Source organism: Pseudomonas sp. SP16.1 (assembly GCF_052682975.1).
Window position 1 is genome coordinate 3,559,736 of the sequence record NZ_JBQYFZ010000001.1, and the last position, 16,247, is coordinate 3,575,982.

Below are 16,247 nucleotides of genomic sequence, written 5' to 3' on the forward strand. Positions count from 1 at the left end.
ATTCCATCAATCAGCCTGGCGGCGCAGGAAAGCCGGAATATCCAGGTAATCGAGATCGTCCTGGGTATTGAGCTTGGCTGCGGTAGCCGCGCCGGAATGGCTCTGGCGCTGCACGGTCGGACGCTCGTAGTCCTTGTAGTTGACCGACTGCTCGCCGCGCGGCTGTGCGGAGGGCTGCTGGGCAACCGGTTGGCTGGCAGCGACCTGCACGGTGTTGTCGATCACCTTGACCGGCTTCTCCAGGCGCGCGCCCAGGCCGGTGGCGACCACGGTGACGTGCAGTTCGTCACGCATGTCGGCGTCGATCACGGTGCCGACCTTGACGGTGGCCTGGTCGGAGGCGAACTGCTCGATGATGTTGCCGACGTCGGAGTACTCGCCCAGCGACAGGTCGGGGCCGGCGGTGATGTTGACCAGGATGCCGCGGGCGCCCTGCAGGTTGACGTCTTCCAGCAGCGGGTTGCGGATCGCCGCCTCGGTGGCCTCGCGGGCACGGTTCGGACCGCTGGCGCAGCCGGTGCCCATCATCGCCATGCCCATCTCGCTCATCACGGTCTTCACGTCGGCGAAGTCGACGTTGATCATGCCCGGACGCTTGATGATGTCGGAGATGCCGCGCACGGCGCCGGCCAGTACGTCGTCGGCCTTGGCGAAGGCGGACAGCAGGCTGGCATCCTTGCCGAGGATGGTCAGCAGCTTCTCGTTGGGGATGGTGATCAGCGAGTCGACGCTCTCGGCCAACGCGCGAATGCCCTCGTCGGCGATCAGCATGCGCTTGCGCCCCTCGAACGGGAACGGACGGGTGACCACGGCCACGGTGAGAATGCCCAGTTCCTTGGCCACCTCGGCGATCACCGGCGCAGCGCCGGTGCCGGTACCACCGCCCATGCCGGTGGTGATGAACACCATGTCGGTACCCTGCAGGACTTCGGCGATGCGCTCGCGGTCTTCCAGCGCGGCCTGACGGCCGACCTCCGGATTGGCGCCGGCACCCAGGCCCTTGGTCACGCCCGGGCCGAGCTGCAGCACGGTGCGCGCACCGATGTTCTTCAGCGCCTGCGCATCGGTGTTGGCGCAGATGAACTCGACGCCCTCGATGTTGCTGACCGCCATGTGGTTGACCGCGTTGCCGCCGCCACCACCGACACCGATGACCTTGATCACCGCACTTTGCGGAATGTTGTCTACTAGTTCGAACATGATCCCTCTCCTTCCTTTCTAGTTGTAACGCCTACTGCAAATCAGAAATTGCCCTGGACCCAGCGCTTGATGCGCTCGATGACCGGAGTCTTGGCTTCGTCCTGGTAAGGACTGCCCACCGACATGGAGATGCCGTCGTGCTGCTTCTGCAGCCCGTACAGGAGCAGCCCCACACCGGTGGAATAAATCGGGTTGCGCACCACGTCGGCCATGCCCTTGACGCTGTGCGGCACACCGAGGCGCACGGGCATGTGGAAGATCTCCTCGGCCAGCTCGACCGCGCCTTCCATCTTCGCCGTGCCGCCGGTCATGACGATGCCGGCGGGAATCAGGTCCTCGTAGCCGCTGCGGCGCAGCTCGGCCTGGATCAGGGTGAACAGCTCGTCGTAGCGCGGCTCGACCACCTCGGCCAGGGACTGGCGCGAGAGGTCGCGCGGCGGCCGATCACCGACGCTGGGCACCTTGATGGTCTCGCCCGGACCGGCCAGCTTGGCCAGGGCACAGGCATAGCGGATCTTGATCTCCTCGGCGTACTGGGTCGGGGTGCGCAGGGCCATGGCGATGTCGTTGGTGACCTGGTCGCCGGCGATCGGAATCACCGCGGTATGGCGAATGGCGCCCTCGGTGAAGATGGCGATATCGGTGGTGCCACCGCCGATATCGACCAGGCACACGCCCAGCTCCTTCTCGTCCTCGGTCAGCACCGAATAGGCCGAGGCAAGCTGCTCGAGAATGATGTCGTCGACTTCCAGGCCGCAGCGGCGCACGCATTTCTCGATGTTCTGCGCCGCGTTCACCGCGCAGGTGACCACATGCACCTTGGCCTCCAGGCGTACGCCCGACATGCCCAGCGGCTCGCGCACGCCTTCCTGGTTGTCGATCACGTAGTCCTGCGCCAGGGTGTGCAGTACCCGCTGGTCCGCCGGGATGGCCACGGCCTGGGCAGCGTCGAGCACCCGCTCGATATCGGCGCCGCTCACCTCGCGGTCGCGGATGGCGACGATGCCGTGACTGTTGAGGCTGCGGATATGATTGCCGGCCACGCCGACGAAAGCCGAGTGGATACGGCAACCGGCCATCAGCTGGGCTTCTTCCACCGCGCGCTGGATCGAGGCCACGGTGGATTCGATATTGACCACCACGCCCTTCTTCAGGCCCCGCGAGGGATGCGTGCCGATGCCGACGATTTCCAGCTGGCCGTCGGCCGTCACCTCGCCCACCAGCGCCACCACCTTGGAGGTGCCGATGTCCAGGCCGACGATCATCTTGCCGCTCTGCACGCTATTCATTCTGTTGCCTCTCCTCAATTCACTTTCTGCTCGGCCACGGCCGGCTCCACCGGCTCGCGCCAGGCCACGGCCAGGCCGTTGGCGTAGCGCAGGTCGATGCGCGCGATGTTCGCGCTCTGTTCTTTCAGCTCCCGCTCGTAGATGGCGGCGAAGCGACGCATTTTTTCCACCACGTGATCGCGCCCCAGCAGCAGCTCGATACGCTGGCCGCTGGCGTTCTCGGTGGCCGAGAGAAACCAGCTGCCGCGCTCGCGCAGCTGCAGCCCGACCACGGTAAAGCCCAACGGGCGCAGCAACTGGCTGAGCATCTGGTACTGCTGCATCACCTTGGGCTGCGCGCGCTTGGGACCGGACAGCTGCGGCAGGTGCTGGTAGTTGTCCAGCTCCTGCGGGGCGAAAGCCTGGCCCTGGTTGTTGAGCAACGCCTCGTCGCCCCAGCGGGCGATGGGCAGTTGTTCTTGCAGACGCACGTCGATCTGATCCGGCCAGACGCGGCGCACTTCGGCATGGGCGATCCAGGGCATGCGCTCGAGTTCCTCGCGCATGCCACGCAGGTCGACGCTGAAGAAACTCGCCTCGATGAACGGCGCGATGCGCCGCTGCACCGCCTGCTGGCTGACGTAGGCCAGATCGCCCTGCACGCCGATGCGCGCGATGGGACGGTCGGCGTAGGGCAGAAGACGGAGCGCACCTTCGTAGGCTGCGAAACCGAGACCGACCAGCAGCAGCGGCCAGGCCAGGCGTCCCACCCAGGAAAAATCCGCCTTGGGCAGGCGCAGGCGCATCGGCTCCTTGGCCACCAGACGGCTGGCGCCACGCGGCGCGGGCTTGCCGCGTTGCGGAGCCCTCAGCGAATCCTGATGACGCAGAGCGATGCTCATGGCTTAACCCCTTGCCTCGACGCTGTCGGCCAGGATCGCCAGCACCAGCTGCTGGAAATCCAGACCGGCGGCGCGCGCGGCCATCGGCACCAGGCTGTGATCGGTCATGCCCGGTACGGTGTTGACCTCCAGCAGCCAGAACTGGCCGCTGGCATCCTGCATCACGTCGGCACGCGCCCAGCCCTGAGTACCCACGGCTTCGCAGGCGCGCGCGGTCAGCTCCTTGAGCTCAGCTTCCTTCTCGGCCGAGAGACCGCAGGGAATGCGGTACTGGGTGTCATCGGCCAGGTACTTGGCGTCGTAGTCGTAGAAGGTGTGCGGAGTGCCGAGCCCGATGGGCGGCAGCACCTGGCCACGCAGCACGGCGATGGTGAATTCCGGGCCGGCAATCCACTGCTCGACCAGCACCTGGCTGTCGTAGCGCGCAGCGTCCTGCCAGGCCGCGATCAGCGCCTCGACGCTGTCGACCTTGGCCATGCCGATGCTCGAACCTTCGTGAGCCGGCTTGACTATCAGCGGGAAGCCCAGCTCGGCGGCGGCGGCCTCGCAGTCGGCCTTGGAGGTCAGCACGGCATGGCGCGGCGTCGGCAGGCCGAGGCTGTGCCAGACCTGCTTGGTGCGCAGCTTGTCCATGGCCAGGGCCGAGGCGAGGATGCCGCTGCCGGTGTAGGGGATGCCGGCGCACTCCAGCAGACCCTGCATGGCGCCGTCCTCGCCGCCACGACCGTGCAGCACGATAAAGGCGCGGTCGATCTTCTCGCTGGCAAGGCGCTGCAGGAAGTCGTCGCCGACGTCGATGCCGAAGGCGTCCACTCCGGCCGCCTGCAGCGCGCCGAGCACGGCGTTGCCGGATTTCAGCGACACCTCGCGCTCGGCGCTCTTGCCGCCGAACAGCACGGCGACACGGCCGAAGGCCTGGGGATCGAGGCTAGTGTGCAGACTCATTGCGCTTCCCCCACGAACAGCGGGTGCTTGATCAGCTGCGGCGCCACAGCGCCGATATCGCCGGCGCCTTGGCACAGCAGGATGTCGCCGGCGCGCAGCAAGGGCTTGAGCAACGGCGCCAGGTCGGTGCCGCGCTCGACGTAGATCGGATCGAGCTGGCCGCGCTGACGGATGCTGTGGCACAGCTGGCGGCTGTCGGCGCCCGGAATCGGCTCCTCGCCGGCCGGATAGACCTCCACCAGCAGCAGCACGTTGGCCTCGCCGAGCACCTGCACGAAGTCGTCGTAGAGGTCGCGGGTACGGCTGTAACGGTGCGGCTGGTAGACCATCACCAGACGCCGCTCCGGCCAGCCGCCGCGCACGGCCTTGATCACCGCGGCCACTTCGCGCGGGTGGTGACCGTAGTCGTCCACCAGCATCACGCTGCCGCCATCCACCGGCAGTTCGCCATACACTTGGAAGCGTCGGCCGACGCCCTGGAAGCCCGACAGGCCGGCGACGATGGCGGCATCCTCGATGCCCTCGTCGGTGGCGATGGCGATGGTCGCCAGGGCGTTCAACACGTTGTGGTTGCCGGGCATGTTGACCGACACGTCGAGCGGCGCGCAGTCCGGACGCAGCACGGTGAAGTGGGTGCGCATGCCTTGCTGGCGCACGTTGATCGCGCGCACGTCGGCGTCCTCACTGAAGCCGTAGGTCACGGTCGGACGGCCGACCTGCGGCAGCAGCTCGCGCACCACCGGATCGTCCACGCAGAGCACGGCCAGGCCGTAGAACGGCAGGTTGTGGAGGAACTCGATGAAGGTCTTCTTCAGCACGTTGAAGTCACCGCCATAGGTGCTCATATGGTCGGCGTCGATATTGGTGACCACCGAAACCATCGGCTGCAGGTGCAGGAAGCTGGCGTCGCTCTCGTCCGCCTCGGCGATCAGGAAGCGGCTGGAGCCGAGCTGGGCATTGGTGCCGGCGGCGTTGAGGCGGCCGCCGATGACGAAGGTCGGATCCAGGCCGCCGGCGGCGAACACCGAGGCCAGCAGGCTGGTGGTGGTGGTCTTGCCGTGGGTGCCGGCCACCGCGATGCCGTGGCGGTAACGCATCAGCTCGGCGAGCATCTCGGCGCGCGGCACCACCGGGATACGCCGCTCCAGGGCGGTGGCGACTTCCGGGTTGCGGGTGTTGATGGCGCTGGACACCACCAGCACGTCGGCCTGCTCGGCGTTCTCCGCGGCATGGCCGATAAAGATCTTCGCGCCGAAGCTTTCCAGGCGCTCGGTTACCGCCGAGGCCTTGAGGTCGGAGCCGGATACTTCGTAGCCCAGATTGAGCAGCACCTCGGCGATGCCGCACATGCCGGCGCCGCCGATGCCGACGAAATGGATGCGACGGATGCGGCGCATGCGCCGCACTTCGGCCTTCACCGCGGCGGGCGACTTAGCCATGGGCCACCTCCTGGCAGATATCGACCACCCGGCGGGTGGCGTCGGGCTTGGCCAGGCGACGCGCGGTGGCGCCCATGGCGGTGAGTTTTTCCAGGTGCATCAGAACCTCGGTGAGCTGCGCGGCGAGCTTGTCCGCGTCAGTGGCGTGTTGCGGAAGTAGGACGGCCGCGCCCTCCTTCGCCAGGTATTCGGCGTTGCGGCTCTGGTGGTCGTCGATCGCGTGCGGCAGAGGCACGAGAAACGACGGCAGGCCGGCGGCGGCCAGTTCGCTGACGGTCAGCGCGCCGGCGCGACAGATCACCAGATCGGCCCAGCCGTAGGCACGGGCCATGTCCTTGATGAAGGGCGCGACCTCGGCTTCGACCGCGACATTGCGATAACGCTCCGCGGTGACCTCGGCGTGTTGCTTGCCGGCCTGGTGGAATACCTGCGGACGCAGCTCGGCCGGCAGTTTGGCCAGGGCCGCGGGCATCAGCTTGTTCAACGGCTCGGCGCCCAGACTGCCGCCCAGCACCAGCAGGTGGGGCTTGCGCCGGGCCAGGGACTCGCGCGGGGTCTCGAGGAACAGCTCCTCGCGCACCGGGTTGCCGGTGGTACGCCGTTTGTCGGACGCTTTGAAGGTGTCCGGGAAGGCCTCGCAGATGCGCTCGGCGATACGTGAAAGCAGCCGGTTGGCGGTGCCGGCCACGGCGTTCTGCTCGTGGATCACCAGCGGCACCCCGGCCAGGCGCGCGGCAAGGCCACCGGGGCCGGTGACGTAACCGCCCATGCCGAGCACGCACACCGGCTGCAGCTGGCGCACGATGCGCCGCGCCTGCCACAGCGAGCGCAGCAGCTGGAAAGGCGCCTTGAGCAAGGACAGCTTGCCCTTGCCGCGCAGGCCGCTGACATCGATCAGGTGCAGTGGCAGGTTGGCGGCCGGCACCAGTTCGTTCTCGATGCCGCGCGGCGTGCCCAGCCAGTGCACGGTATAGCCGCGTGCCTGGAACTCGCGGGCGCAGGCCAGGGCCGGGAACACGTGGCCGCCGGTGCCGCCGGCCATGATCAGGACGTTACCGCGCATGGGCGACCTCCTGGCTCGGCTCGGTGAAATCCTCTTCGCTGAACTCGACGTCCTCGCTGCCCAGCACGGTGCGCCGCTCCCACTCGATACGCAGCAGCAGCGCCAGGCTGACGCAGCAGATCACCAGCGACGAGCCGCCGTAGCTGAGGAACGGCAGGGTCAGGCCCTTGGTCGGCAGCAGCCCGGTGTTCACCCCGATGTTGATCAGGAACTGGCCGATCCACAGGAAGGACAGACCGTAGGCCACGTAGGCGGAAAAGAACTGCTTGGCCTTCTCCGCCCACAGGCCGATGTATAGACCGCGCACGCAGACGAAGACGAACAGCGCCAGGGTCGCCAGCGCGCCGATCAGGCCAAGCTCCTCGGCCAATACCGAAAAGACGAAGTCGGTATGGGCTTCCGGCAGGTAGAACTGCTTCTGGATGCTGTTGCCCAGGCCGACGCCGAACCACTCGCCACGGCCGAAGGCGATCAGCGCCTGGGTCAGCTGGTAGCCGGCGCCGTACTGGTCGGCCCAGGGGTCGGTGAAGGTGATCAGGCGCTGCAGGCGGTACTCCTGGGTCTGCACCAGGACGAACACCGCGCCGACCGCCAGCGCCACCATCAGGCCGAAACGCAGCAGGCCGACGCCGCCCAAGAACAGCATGGCCATGGCCGCGCCCATCATCACCACGGTGGCGCCGAAGTCCGGCTCCAGCAGCAGCAGGCCGGCCATCGGCAGCAGCACGACGAAGGGCTTGAAGAAACCGGCCCAGCTCTCGCGCACCTCTTCCTGGCGGCGCACCAGGTAGCCGGCCAGATAGACCACCACGAACACCTTGGCGATTTCCGAAGGCTGCACGTTGAAGGCGCCGAAGCCGATCCAGCGTCGCGCGCCGTTGACCTCGCGGCCGATGCCGGGAATCAGCACCAGCACCAGCAGAACGAAGGCGGCCAGCAGCATCATCCAGCCGAAGCGCTGCCAGAAGCTCATGGGCACCAGCAGCACCACGCCGGCGGAGCCGAGGCCGATGACCAGGTAAATCAGGTGGCGAATCATGTGGTACAGCGGGTTGCCGGACAGCGCCGCGGCGACCTCCGACGAGGCCGAGGTGATCATCACCAGGCCCAGGCCGAGCAGGCCGAGACAGCCGGCCAGCAGCGGAAAGTCCAGGTCCAGGCCACGACGACTGCGCAGCGGCGACGGATAGGGGCGCAGGAAGGACAGCATCAGGCGAGCCCCTCCACGGCCTGGGCGAACAGGCGCCCGCGTTCTTCGAAGTTCCGGAACATGTCCAGGCTGGCGCAGGCCGGCGATAGCAGCACGGCGTCGCCCGCTTCGGCCAGTACGCTGCAGCGCTGCACCGCTTCGTCCAGGGTGTTCACCCGCAGCAACGGCGCGGCATCGCCCAGGGCCTCGGCGATCCGTTCGGCATCGCGACCGAGCAGCACCACGGCGCGACAGAAACGCGCCACCGGCTCCTTCAGCGCGGAGAAATCGGCGCCCTTGCCGTCGCCGCCGGCGATCAGCACCAGCTTGCCGGCGATATCCGCACCCAGGCCTTCGATGGCGGCCAGCGCGGCGCCGACGTTGGTGGCCTTGGAATCATCGTAGTAATTCACCCCGGCGCGCTCGCCGACCCACTGGCAGCGATGCGGCAGGCCGGCAAACCGACGCAGGGTGGCGAGCATCGCCGCCATCGGCAGGCCGACGGCGTGGCCGAGCGCCAGCGCCGCCAAGGCATTGGACTGGTTGTGCGCGCCGCGGATCTTCAACTCGCGCACCGGCAGCAGCGCCTCGAAACGAAACGCCAGGGACTTCTCGCCGTTCTCCTCGAGCAGGCCGAAGCGCTTGAAGTCGGGCTTGCCCAGGCCGAATTCCCAGCAGCTCACCTGATCGGCGATCAGCGGCCGCGACAGCGCGTCGTCGCGATTGACCACCACCTGCCGCGCGCCGCGGAAGATCCGGTGCTTGGCCAGGTGATAGGCCGGCAGGCCACTGTAGCGATCCATGTGGTCTTCGCTGACGTTCAGGCAGGTGGCCACTTCGGCATTGAGCTGATCGGTGGTTTCCAGTTGGAAGCTGGACAGTTCCAGCACGTACAGCTCGACATCGTCGGCCAGCAGGTCCAGCGCCGGCGTTCCGAGGTTGCCGCCAACCGCCACGCGCTTGCCGGCCGCCGCGGCCATTTCGCCGACCAGGGTGGTGACGGTGCTCTTGGCGTTGGAGCCGGTGATGGCGACGATCGGCGCGCGGGCCTCGCGGGCGAACAGGTCGATATCGCCGGACAGCTTCACCCCGCGCGCGGCGGCCTCGGCCAGCGCCGGGGTCGCGATGGCCAGGCCCGGGCTGACGTACAGCTCCGAGGCGCGGCAGAGAAACTCCACGTCCAGCTCGCCGCAGCGCACTTCCACCTGCGGATAGTCGCGCCTGAGCGTTGCCAGCTCCGGCGGGTTCGCGCGCGTATCGACCACGGCAAAACGCAAGCCCCGGCGCGCCAGGAAGCGCACCAGGGACATGCCGCTCTTGCCGAGGCCGACAACGATGCGGAACTGGTCGGAAGCGATCAACGACACGCGCTATTACCTCAGTTTCAGGGTGGCCAGACCGACCAGCACGAGAATCACGGTGATGATCCAGAAGCGGACGATCACCCGCGGCTCGGGCCAGCCCTTGAGTTCGAAATGATGGTGGATCGGCGCCATGCGGAACACGCGCTTGCCGGTCAGCTTGAAGCTGGCGACCTGGATGATCACCGACAGGGTTTCCATGACGAACACCCCGCCCATGATGAACAGCACCACTTCCTGACGGACGATCACGGCGATGGTGCCCAATGCGGCGCCGAGGGCCAGCGCACCGACGTCGCCCATGAATACCTGCGCCGGGTAGGTGTTGAACCAGAGAAAGCCCAGGCCGGCGCCGACCAGCGCGGCGCAGAACACGATCAGCTCGCCCGCTCCCGGCACGTAGGGGATGAGCAGGTAGTCGGCGAACTTGATGTTGCCCGACAGGTAACAGAAGATCGCCAGCGCGCCGGCCACCATCACCGTCGGCAGGATGGCCAGGCCGTCGAGGCCGTCGGTGAGGTTCACCGCGTTGCTGGTGCCGACGATGACGAAATAGGTCAGGACGATGAAGCCGACGCCCAGGGGAATGGCGACGTCCTTGAGCAGCGGCAGGATCAGGGTGGTCTCCACCGGGCTCTGCGCGGTCATATAGAGGAAGATGGCCGCCGCCAGGCCGAACACCGACTGCCAGAAATACTTCCAGCGGCTCGGCAGACCGCGCGAGTTCTTCTCGATCACCTTGCGGTAGTCGTCGACCCAGCCGATGGCGCCGAACAGCAGGGTCACCGCCAGCACCACCCAGACGTAGCGGTTGGACAGGTCGGCCCAGAGCAAGGTGCTCACGGTGATGGCGCTGAGGATCAGTGCGCCACCCATGGTCGGCGTGCCCTTCTTCGACAGGTGCGACTGCGGCCCGTCGTGACGCACGGCCTGGCCGATCTGGCGCACCTGCAGGGTGCGGATCATCCACGGGCCGAGCCACAGCGACAGCGCCAGGGCGGTGAGCACGCCGAGGATGCCACGCAGGGTCAGGTACTGAAAGACCGCGAAGCCCTTGTGGAACTGTTGCAGGTACTCCGCCAGCAGCAGCAGCATTTAGTGAATCTCCCCAGAAACGCCACAGAGCGCCGCCACGACCTTGTCCATGGCAGCGCTGCGTGAACCCTTGATTAGTAGTGTGCTGCCGGCCTGCTCGGCGCGAAGCGCTGCGATCAGGTCGGCTTGATCGACGAAGTGACGGCCTTTTGCGCCGAACTCCTCGACCGCATGGCGCATCAGCGGGCCGACCGCATAGAGCGCGTCGACCTTGCCGGCAGCGTAACGCCCGACATCGCGGTGGCCCTGTTCGGCCCACTCGCCCAGCTCGCCCATGTCTCCCAGCACCAGGACGGTGCGGCCGGAGAAGCCGGCGAGTATATCCACCGCCGCGCACATCGACACCGGGTTAGCGTTGTAGCTGTCGTCGATCACCCGCACCCCGTTCGGCGCCAGTTGCGCTACGGCGCGGCCCTTGACCGGCTGCAGGTGTTCCAGCCCCTGAATCATGGCGACCAACGGCAGGCCCAGGGCATGGGCGGCGGCACAGGCGGCCAGGGCGTTGGCCACGTTGTGCTCACCCAGCAGGTTGAGCTGGATGCGCGCACTGCCGGCCGGGCCGTGCAGGGTGAAGCCCTGGCAGCCGCGTTCGTCACGGGCCAGATCGCTGCCGTGGAAATCGGCGCGGGTATCGCGCAGGGCGAAGCTCAGCACCCGGCGCCCGGCGGCGCGGCGCTGCCAGACGGAGAAGGCCTTGTCGTCCAGATTGAGCACGGCCACGCCATCGGCCGGCAGGCCTTCGAGAATCTCGCCCTTGGCCTCGACGATCTTCTCCGGGCCGCCGAACTCGCCGACATGGGCGTTGCCGGCATTGGTGATGATCGCCACCTGCGGCCGGGTCAGGCTGACGGTATAGGCGATCTCGCCGACATGGTTGGCACCCAGCTCGATCACCCCGGCGCGGTGCTCGGGGGCCAGTTCGAGCAGGGTCAACGGCGCGCCCAGGTCGTTGTTGAGGTTGCCGCGGGTGGCCAGCACCGCACCGTTCAGGCCGGCGCGCAGGATCGCCGCGAGCATCTCCTTGACGCTGGTCTTGCCGCTGGAGCCGGTCACGGCCGCCAGCGGACCGCTAAAGGCCTGGCGATTGAGCGCGCCGAGCTGGCCGAGGGCCAGACGGCTATCGGCCACCAGCAACTGCGGCAGCGGCGCACCGACCACCTCGCGCTCGACCAGGGCGGCGACCGCGCCCTTGGCGACGACCTCGGCCAGGTAATCGTGGCCATCGAAGCGCGGCCCGGTCAGCGCCACGAACAGCTGGCCGGGGGCGATGCTGCGGCTGTCGGTGCCAACGGCGGAGAAGGCAACGTCGGCGCCGATCAGGCGGGCGTTGAGATGGTCGGCGACTTCGCCGAGCAGCCAGGGTTTAAGCATGGGCTGCCTCCCAGGCCGCCAGGGCCTTGTTCGCCTCGAGCAGATCGGAGAACGGCTGACGCACGCCCATGATTTCCTGGTAGTCCTCGTGGCCCTTGCCGGCCAGCACCAGCACGTCGGCGGCCTCGGCCTGCGCCACCAGACGGGCGATCGCCTCGCCGCGCCCGGGGACGAACTGCACGGCATCCGGCGCGGCAAAGCCGGCGCGGATATCCTTGATGATCTGCGCCGGGTCTTCCGTGCGCGGATTGTCGTCGGTGACCCACACCGCATCGGCCAGACGCTCGGCCGCCGCGGCCATCAGCGGGCGCTTGCCGCGATCACGGTCGCCGCCGCAGCCGAACAGGCAGATCAGCCGCCCGCGTACGTGCGGGCGCATGGCCTCGAGCACCTTTTCCAGGGCGTCGGGGGTGTGCGCGTAATCCACCACCACCAGCGGCTGGGTGCCGCCACCGAGGCGCTGCATGCGCCCGGCGGGGCCCTGCAGCTGCGGCAGCACCTTGAGAATCTCGTCGAGGCCGTAGTCCATGCCGAGCAGCGCGCCGACCACCGCCAGCAGGTTGCTCAGGTTGAAGCGGCCGAGCAGGCTGCTGCGCAGCATGCCCTCGCCACGCGGGGTGACCAGGTGGGCACGCACGCCGTGGTCGCCGAACTGGGTCTCGCGGCAATGCAGGTAGGCGGAGGCGTCATTCAGGCTGTAGCCAATCAGCCGCGAATCATGCGTCTGCTGCGCCAGCTCCTGACCGAAGGCGTCATCCAGATTGACCACCCGGCACTGCAGCTCCGGCCAGGCGAACAGCCTGGCCTTGGCCGCGCCGTACGCCTGCATGTCACCGTGGTAGTCGAGATGGTCGCGCGACAGATTGGTGAATACCGCCACGTCGAACTCCAGCGCCGCCACCCGGCCCTGATCCAGGCCGTGGGACGACACCTCCATGGCCACCGCGCGGGCACCGGCCTGCTTGAGCGAGGCCAAAGTCGCCTGCACGCCGACCGGGTCGGGCGTGGTGTGCTTGCCCTGTTCCAGCGCCCCATGAAAACCGTTGCCCAGGGTACCGACGATACCGCAGCGCTGGCCGAGCAGATCCAGCGCCTGAGCCAGCAACTGGCTGACGCTGGTCTTGCCGTTGGTGCCGGTGACACCGATCAGGTGCAAGCCGCGGCTCGGCTCACCGTAGAAGCGCCCGGCGATGGCCGACAGCTGCCCGGCCAGCCCCTTGACCGGCACCAGCACGCTGCTTTCGGCGCGCATCGGGGCAGCACCCTCGGCCTCGTAGGCCACCGCGGCCGCGCCACGGGCGACGGCGTCGGCGATGTGCATGCGGCCGTCCTGCTGGCTGCCGGGCACGGCGAGGAACAGATCCCCCGGGCGCACCTTGCGGCTGTCCAGGGTCAGTTCGCGAATCAGCACGGCGCTCTCGGCGACCGGCAGCAATTGATTGAGCGGCATAGGCATCAGTCGCGCCCCCCCTGGTTGACGGCAGCCACTTTCTGTTCCGGCGCCGGCAGGTTGTCCGGCGCGATGTTCATCAGACGCAGCGAACCGGCCATTACCCGGCTGAACACCGGCGCGGAGATCAGGCCGCCGTAGTAGGCGCCCTTGCCGGGTTCGTCGACCACCACGACCATGGCGATGCGCGGGTCCTGCGCCGGGGCGAAGCCGGCGAACAGCGAACGGTAGGAGTTGGCCTTGTAACCCTTGGTGCCGACGCTGGTCTTGCGCGCGGTGCCGCTCTTGCCGGCCACGTGATAGCCCGGCACCTGCGCCCGAACGGCCCCGCGCGGGGATTCGATGACCTGCTGCAGCATGCCCTGCAGGGTCCTGGCGACGTCCTGCGGCACCACCTGCATGGCGCCCGGCTTGCCGTCCACGCGAATCATCGACAGCGGTACCATGCCGCCGCCGTTGCCCAGCGCGGCGTAGGCGTGGGCCAGCTGTACCGCGGTCACCGACAGGCCATAGCCGTAGGACAGCGTGGCGGTCTCGGCCTGGCGCCACTGGCGGTGGTTGGGCAGGTTGCCGACACGCTCGCCGGGAAAGCCCAGGCCGGTGTCGCGGCCGAAGCCCAGCTCGCTGAAAACCGTGTACAGCTGCTCGCCGCCGACGTCGAAGGCGACCTTGCTCATGCCGACGTTACTGGAGTTGATCAGGATGCCGGTCAGATCCAGCTCTGGCCCCTGGGTACGGGAAACATCGCGGATGTTGTAGCGTCCGATCTGCAGCGTGCCATTGCCCACCTGGACGATATCGCTGGGCTTCCAGCGCCCGGTCTCCAGGGCGGCGGCCATTGACAGCGGCTTGATGGTCGAACCGGGCTCGAACACGTCGGTCATGGCGCGGTTGCGCATGGCCGCCGGCGTCAAGTTGCGCCGGTTGTTGGGGTTGTAGGTCGGGTGATTGACCATGGCCAGCACCTCGCCGGACTTCACGTCGACCATCACCAGGCTGCCGGCCTTGGCATCATGCTCCAGCAGTGCATTGCGCAGCTCGCGATGCGCCAGGTACTGCAGGCGCAGGTCGATGGACAGTGCCAGGGCGCGACCTGCCTTGGCATTCTGGGTGACCTGAACGTCCTTGATCAGCTTGCCACGGCGATCCTTGAGCACCTGACGCTTGCCCGGCACGCCGGCCAGCCAGTCTTCGTAGGCCAGCTCCATGCCCTCGCGACCGCGATCGTCGATATCGGTGAAGCCCACCACATGAGCCGCCACCTCTCCGGCCGGGTAGAAACGGCGGAACTCCTCGATGGCGTAGACGCCCGGCACCTTCAGATCGAGCACGCTCTGCCCTTTCTCCGGGGTCAGGCCACGTACCAGGTACATGAACTCGCGCTCCTTGTTCTGCTCCAGACGCTCGGCGAAGGCCTTGGGCTCCTGGCCCAGGGCAGCGGCCAGCGCCGGCCAGTGCTCGCGACCGTGCTGCAGCTCCTTGCCGTTGGCCCACAGGGTGGTGACCGGCGTGCTCACCGCCAGCGGCTCGCCGTTGCGATCGGTGATCAGGCCACGGTGCGCCGGAATCGGGATATGCCGCACGCTGCGGGCATCGCCATGAGCCTTGAGGAAGTCGTGATCGAGCACCTGCAGATCAAGCATGCGCCAGGCGATGGCGCCGACCATCAGGGCGAGCAAGGCCAGTACCAGGCGGAAACGCCAGGGATAGAGCGCGCCCTCGAGGCCGATCATGGCTGCACCATGCGCACGGCGGCAGGATCGGGGATGTACATCTTCAGGCGCTCGGTCGCCAGCGCCTCGATGCGGTTGTGCGCGGTCCAGGTACTCTGCTCCAGGATCAACCGCCCCCACTCGGCCTGCGCTCGGTCGCGCTCGCTGAGTTCGCCGTACAACTCGTTGAGCAGCTGGCGATTCCAGTGCGCGCTGTAGGACACCGCCACCGCGGAACACAGGATGGCGACGAACAGCACCAGCATCAGCAGGCTGCCGCTGGGCATGGACTTGCCGAGGCGCGGACTCACCGCAGCTTCTCCGCGACGCGCATTACCGCGCTGCGCGAGCGCGGGTTGGCCTTGAGCTCCGCCTCGCCGGCGAAGACCGGTTTGCCGATCAGCTTCAGACGCGGCTCGAAGGCCTTGGGGATGATCGGCAAATCGCGCGGCAACTTGTCCGCCTCGCCCTTGGCCTGGCGCTTCATGAACTGTTTGACGATGCGGTCTTCCAGCGAGTGGAAGCTGATCACCACCAGGCGACCGCCGACCTCCAACGCCTCCAGCGCTGCATCGAGGCCGCGCTCGAGGTCACCCAGCTCGTTGTTGACGTGAATGCGGATGCCCTGAAAGGCGCGGGTCGCCGGGTTCTTGCCCTTCTCCCAGGCCGGGTTGGCATCGGTCAGCACCTTTGCCAGGTCGGCGGTGCGGGTAAAGGGCTGCTGCTCGCGGCGCTGCACCACGGCTCGCGCCATGCGCTTGGCGAATCGCTCTTCGCCGTAGTCCTTGAGCACGCGGGCGATCTCGTCTTCGGCGGCCGTGGCGATCCAGTCCGCCGCACTGACACCCACTGCGGGATTCATGCGCATATCCAGCGGGCCGTCATTGAGAAAGCTGAAGCCGCGCAGTGGATCGTCCAGCTGCGGCGAGGACACGCCGAGATCCAGCAGGATGCCGGCGACCTTGCCGGAAAGGCCACGGACAGCAACTTCCTCGCCGAGTTCCGCAAAACTGCGCTGCACAACGACAAAGCGGCCGTCTTCGGCCGCCAATGCTTCCCCGGTGGCTATTGCCAGGGGGTCTTTGTCGAACCCCAGCAGCCGCCCGTCTGGCCCGAGCCGCTGCAATATCAACCGACTGTGTCCTCCACGACCGAAGGTGCCGTCGAGGTAGCAGCCGCCTGCGCGCACGGCGAGCCCCTCGACGGCTTCGTCGAGCAGCACGGTAATATGGCGAAAGCTGCTATCGGTCAT

General features: G+C 67.6%; 14 protein-coding genes. All 14 read right to left on the reverse strand.

What is annotated here, in order from left to right; genetic code table 11:
* Window positions 1-6: 6 nt before the first annotated feature.
* The 14 genes from ftsZ to rsmH are packed head-to-tail and all read right to left on the reverse strand — an operon-like array spanning window position 7 to window position 16,247.
* Window positions 7-1,200, reverse strand: coding sequence for a cell division protein FtsZ (ftsZ, locus tag ACUTAF_RS17005; RefSeq protein WP_445581072.1), 1,194 nt, complete (start codon window positions 1,198-1,200; stop codon window positions 7-9).
* A 41-nt stretch (window positions 1,201-1,241) separates the two neighbouring features.
* The gene (gene ftsA, locus ACUTAF_RS17010) at window positions 1,242-2,489 is read right to left on the reverse strand and encodes a cell division protein FtsA (RefSeq protein WP_445581073.1); all 1,248 of its coding nucleotides are present in this window, start codon (window positions 2,487-2,489) and stop codon (window positions 1,242-1,244) included.
* Window positions 2,490-2,503: 14 nt separating this feature from the next.
* Window positions 2,504-3,370, reverse strand: coding sequence for a cell division protein FtsQ/DivIB (locus tag ACUTAF_RS17015; RefSeq protein WP_445581074.1), 867 nt, complete (start codon window positions 3,368-3,370; stop codon window positions 2,504-2,506).
* 3 nt (window positions 3,371-3,373) lie between these two features.
* Window positions 3,374-4,315 (reverse strand): D-alanine--D-alanine ligase, encoded by a 942-nt coding sequence (locus ACUTAF_RS17020; protein WP_445581075.1) that lies wholly within the window; start codon window positions 4,313-4,315, stop codon window positions 3,374-3,376.
* Window positions 4,312-5,754 (reverse strand): UDP-N-acetylmuramate--L-alanine ligase, encoded by a 1,443-nt coding sequence (gene murC / locus ACUTAF_RS17025; RefSeq protein WP_445581076.1) that lies wholly within the window; start codon window positions 5,752-5,754, stop codon window positions 4,312-4,314. Before murC ends, ACUTAF_RS17020 begins: the two co-directional genes overlap by 4 nt.
* Window positions 5,747-6,817 (reverse strand): undecaprenyldiphospho-muramoylpentapeptide beta-N-acetylglucosaminyltransferase, encoded by a 1,071-nt coding sequence (gene murG / locus ACUTAF_RS17030; RefSeq protein ID WP_445581077.1) that lies wholly within the window; start codon window positions 6,815-6,817, stop codon window positions 5,747-5,749. The genes murC and murG overlap by 8 nt, the downstream gene beginning before the upstream one ends.
* Window positions 6,807-8,027: a putative lipid II flippase FtsW gene (gene ftsW / locus ACUTAF_RS17035; RefSeq protein ID WP_445581078.1), complete on the reverse strand. Its 1,221-nt coding sequence runs from the start codon at window positions 8,025-8,027 to the stop codon at window positions 6,807-6,809. The genes murG and ftsW overlap by 11 nt, the downstream gene beginning before the upstream one ends.
* Entirely contained in the window at window positions 8,027-9,373 is a 1,347-nt protein-coding gene (gene murD, locus ACUTAF_RS17040; protein ID WP_445581079.1) for a UDP-N-acetylmuramoyl-L-alanine--D-glutamate ligase, read from the reverse strand. Before murD ends, ftsW begins: the two co-directional genes overlap by 1 nt.
* 6 nt (window positions 9,374-9,379) lie before the next feature.
* The gene (mraY, locus tag ACUTAF_RS17045; RefSeq protein WP_445581080.1) at window positions 9,380-10,462 is read right to left on the reverse strand and encodes a phospho-N-acetylmuramoyl-pentapeptide-transferase; all 1,083 of its coding nucleotides are present in this window, start codon (window positions 10,460-10,462) and stop codon (window positions 9,380-9,382) included.
* Window positions 10,463-11,833 carry a UDP-N-acetylmuramoyl-tripeptide--D-alanyl-D-alanine ligase gene (locus tag ACUTAF_RS17050; protein ID WP_445581081.1) on the reverse strand — a complete coding sequence of 457 codons (1,371 nt, stop codon included), beginning with the start codon at window positions 11,831-11,833 and terminating at the stop codon, window positions 10,463-10,465.
* Window positions 11,826-13,289, reverse strand: coding sequence for a UDP-N-acetylmuramoyl-L-alanyl-D-glutamate--2,6-diaminopimelate ligase (locus tag ACUTAF_RS17055; protein ID WP_445581082.1), 1,464 nt, complete (start codon window positions 13,287-13,289; stop codon window positions 11,826-11,828). Before ACUTAF_RS17055 ends, ACUTAF_RS17050 begins: the two co-directional genes overlap by 8 nt.
* On the reverse strand, window positions 13,289-15,016 hold the full coding sequence (locus ACUTAF_RS17060) for a peptidoglycan D,D-transpeptidase FtsI family protein (protein WP_445581083.1): 1,728 nt from the start codon (window positions 15,014-15,016) through the stop codon (window positions 13,289-13,291). The genes ACUTAF_RS17055 and ACUTAF_RS17060 overlap by 1 nt, the downstream gene beginning before the upstream one ends.
* Window positions 15,013-15,282, reverse strand: a complete 270-nt coding sequence (ftsL, locus tag ACUTAF_RS17065) for a cell division protein FtsL (protein ID WP_445582464.1) — start codon at window positions 15,280-15,282, stop codon at window positions 15,013-15,015. The genes ACUTAF_RS17060 and ftsL overlap by 4 nt, the downstream gene beginning before the upstream one ends.
* A 20-nt stretch (window positions 15,283-15,302) precedes the next feature.
* On the reverse strand, window positions 15,303-16,247 hold the full coding sequence (rsmH, locus tag ACUTAF_RS17070; RefSeq protein WP_445581084.1) for a 16S rRNA (cytosine(1402)-N(4))-methyltransferase RsmH: 945 nt from the start codon (window positions 16,245-16,247) through the stop codon (window positions 15,303-15,305).

What these genes read in the sequence shown, in the direction of transcription:
- ftsZ (WP_445581072.1), bottom strand. Translation starts at nt 1,200, where the DNA reads ATGTTCGAACTAGTAGACAACATTCCGCAAAGTGCGGTGATCAAGGTC.
- ftsL (WP_445582464.1), bottom strand. Translation starts at nt 15,282, where the DNA reads ATGCCCAGCGGCAGCCTGCTGATGCTGGTGCTGTTCGTCGCCATCCTG.
- ACUTAF_RS17055 (WP_445581082.1), bottom strand. Translation starts at nt 13,289, where the DNA reads ATGCCTATGCCGCTCAATCAATTGCTGCCGGTCGCCGAGAGCGCCGTG.
- mraY (WP_445581080.1), bottom strand. Translation starts at nt 10,462, where the DNA reads ATGCTGCTGCTGCTGGCGGAGTACCTGCAACAGTTCCACAAGGGCTTC.
- ftsA (WP_445581073.1), bottom strand. Translation starts at nt 2,489, where the DNA reads ATGAATAGCGTGCAGAGCGGCAAGATGATCGTCGGCCTGGACATCGGC.
- ACUTAF_RS17020 (WP_445581075.1), bottom strand. Translation starts at nt 4,315, where the DNA reads ATGAGTCTGCACACTAGCCTCGATCCCCAGGCCTTCGGCCGTGTCGCC.
- ACUTAF_RS17015 (WP_445581074.1), bottom strand. Translation starts at nt 3,370, where the DNA reads ATGAGCATCGCTCTGCGTCATCAGGATTCGCTGAGGGCTCCGCAACGC.
- ACUTAF_RS17050 (WP_445581081.1), bottom strand. Translation starts at nt 11,833, where the DNA reads ATGCTTAAACCCTGGCTGCTCGGCGAAGTCGCCGACCATCTCAACGCC.
- murG (WP_445581077.1), bottom strand. Translation starts at nt 6,817, where the DNA reads ATGCGCGGTAACGTCCTGATCATGGCCGGCGGCACCGGCGGCCACGTG.
- ACUTAF_RS17060 (WP_445581083.1), bottom strand. Translation starts at nt 15,016, where the DNA reads ATGATCGGCCTCGAGGGCGCGCTCTATCCCTGGCGTTTCCGCCTGGTA.
- ftsW (WP_445581078.1), bottom strand. Translation starts at nt 8,027, where the DNA reads ATGCTGTCCTTCCTGCGCCCCTATCCGTCGCCGCTGCGCAGTCGTCGT.
- murC (WP_445581076.1), bottom strand. Translation starts at nt 5,754, where the DNA reads ATGGCTAAGTCGCCCGCCGCGGTGAAGGCCGAAGTGCGGCGCATGCGC.
- rsmH (WP_445581084.1), bottom strand. Translation starts at nt 16,247, where the DNA reads ATGACCGATAGCAGCTTTCGCCATATTACCGTGCTGCTCGACGAAGCC.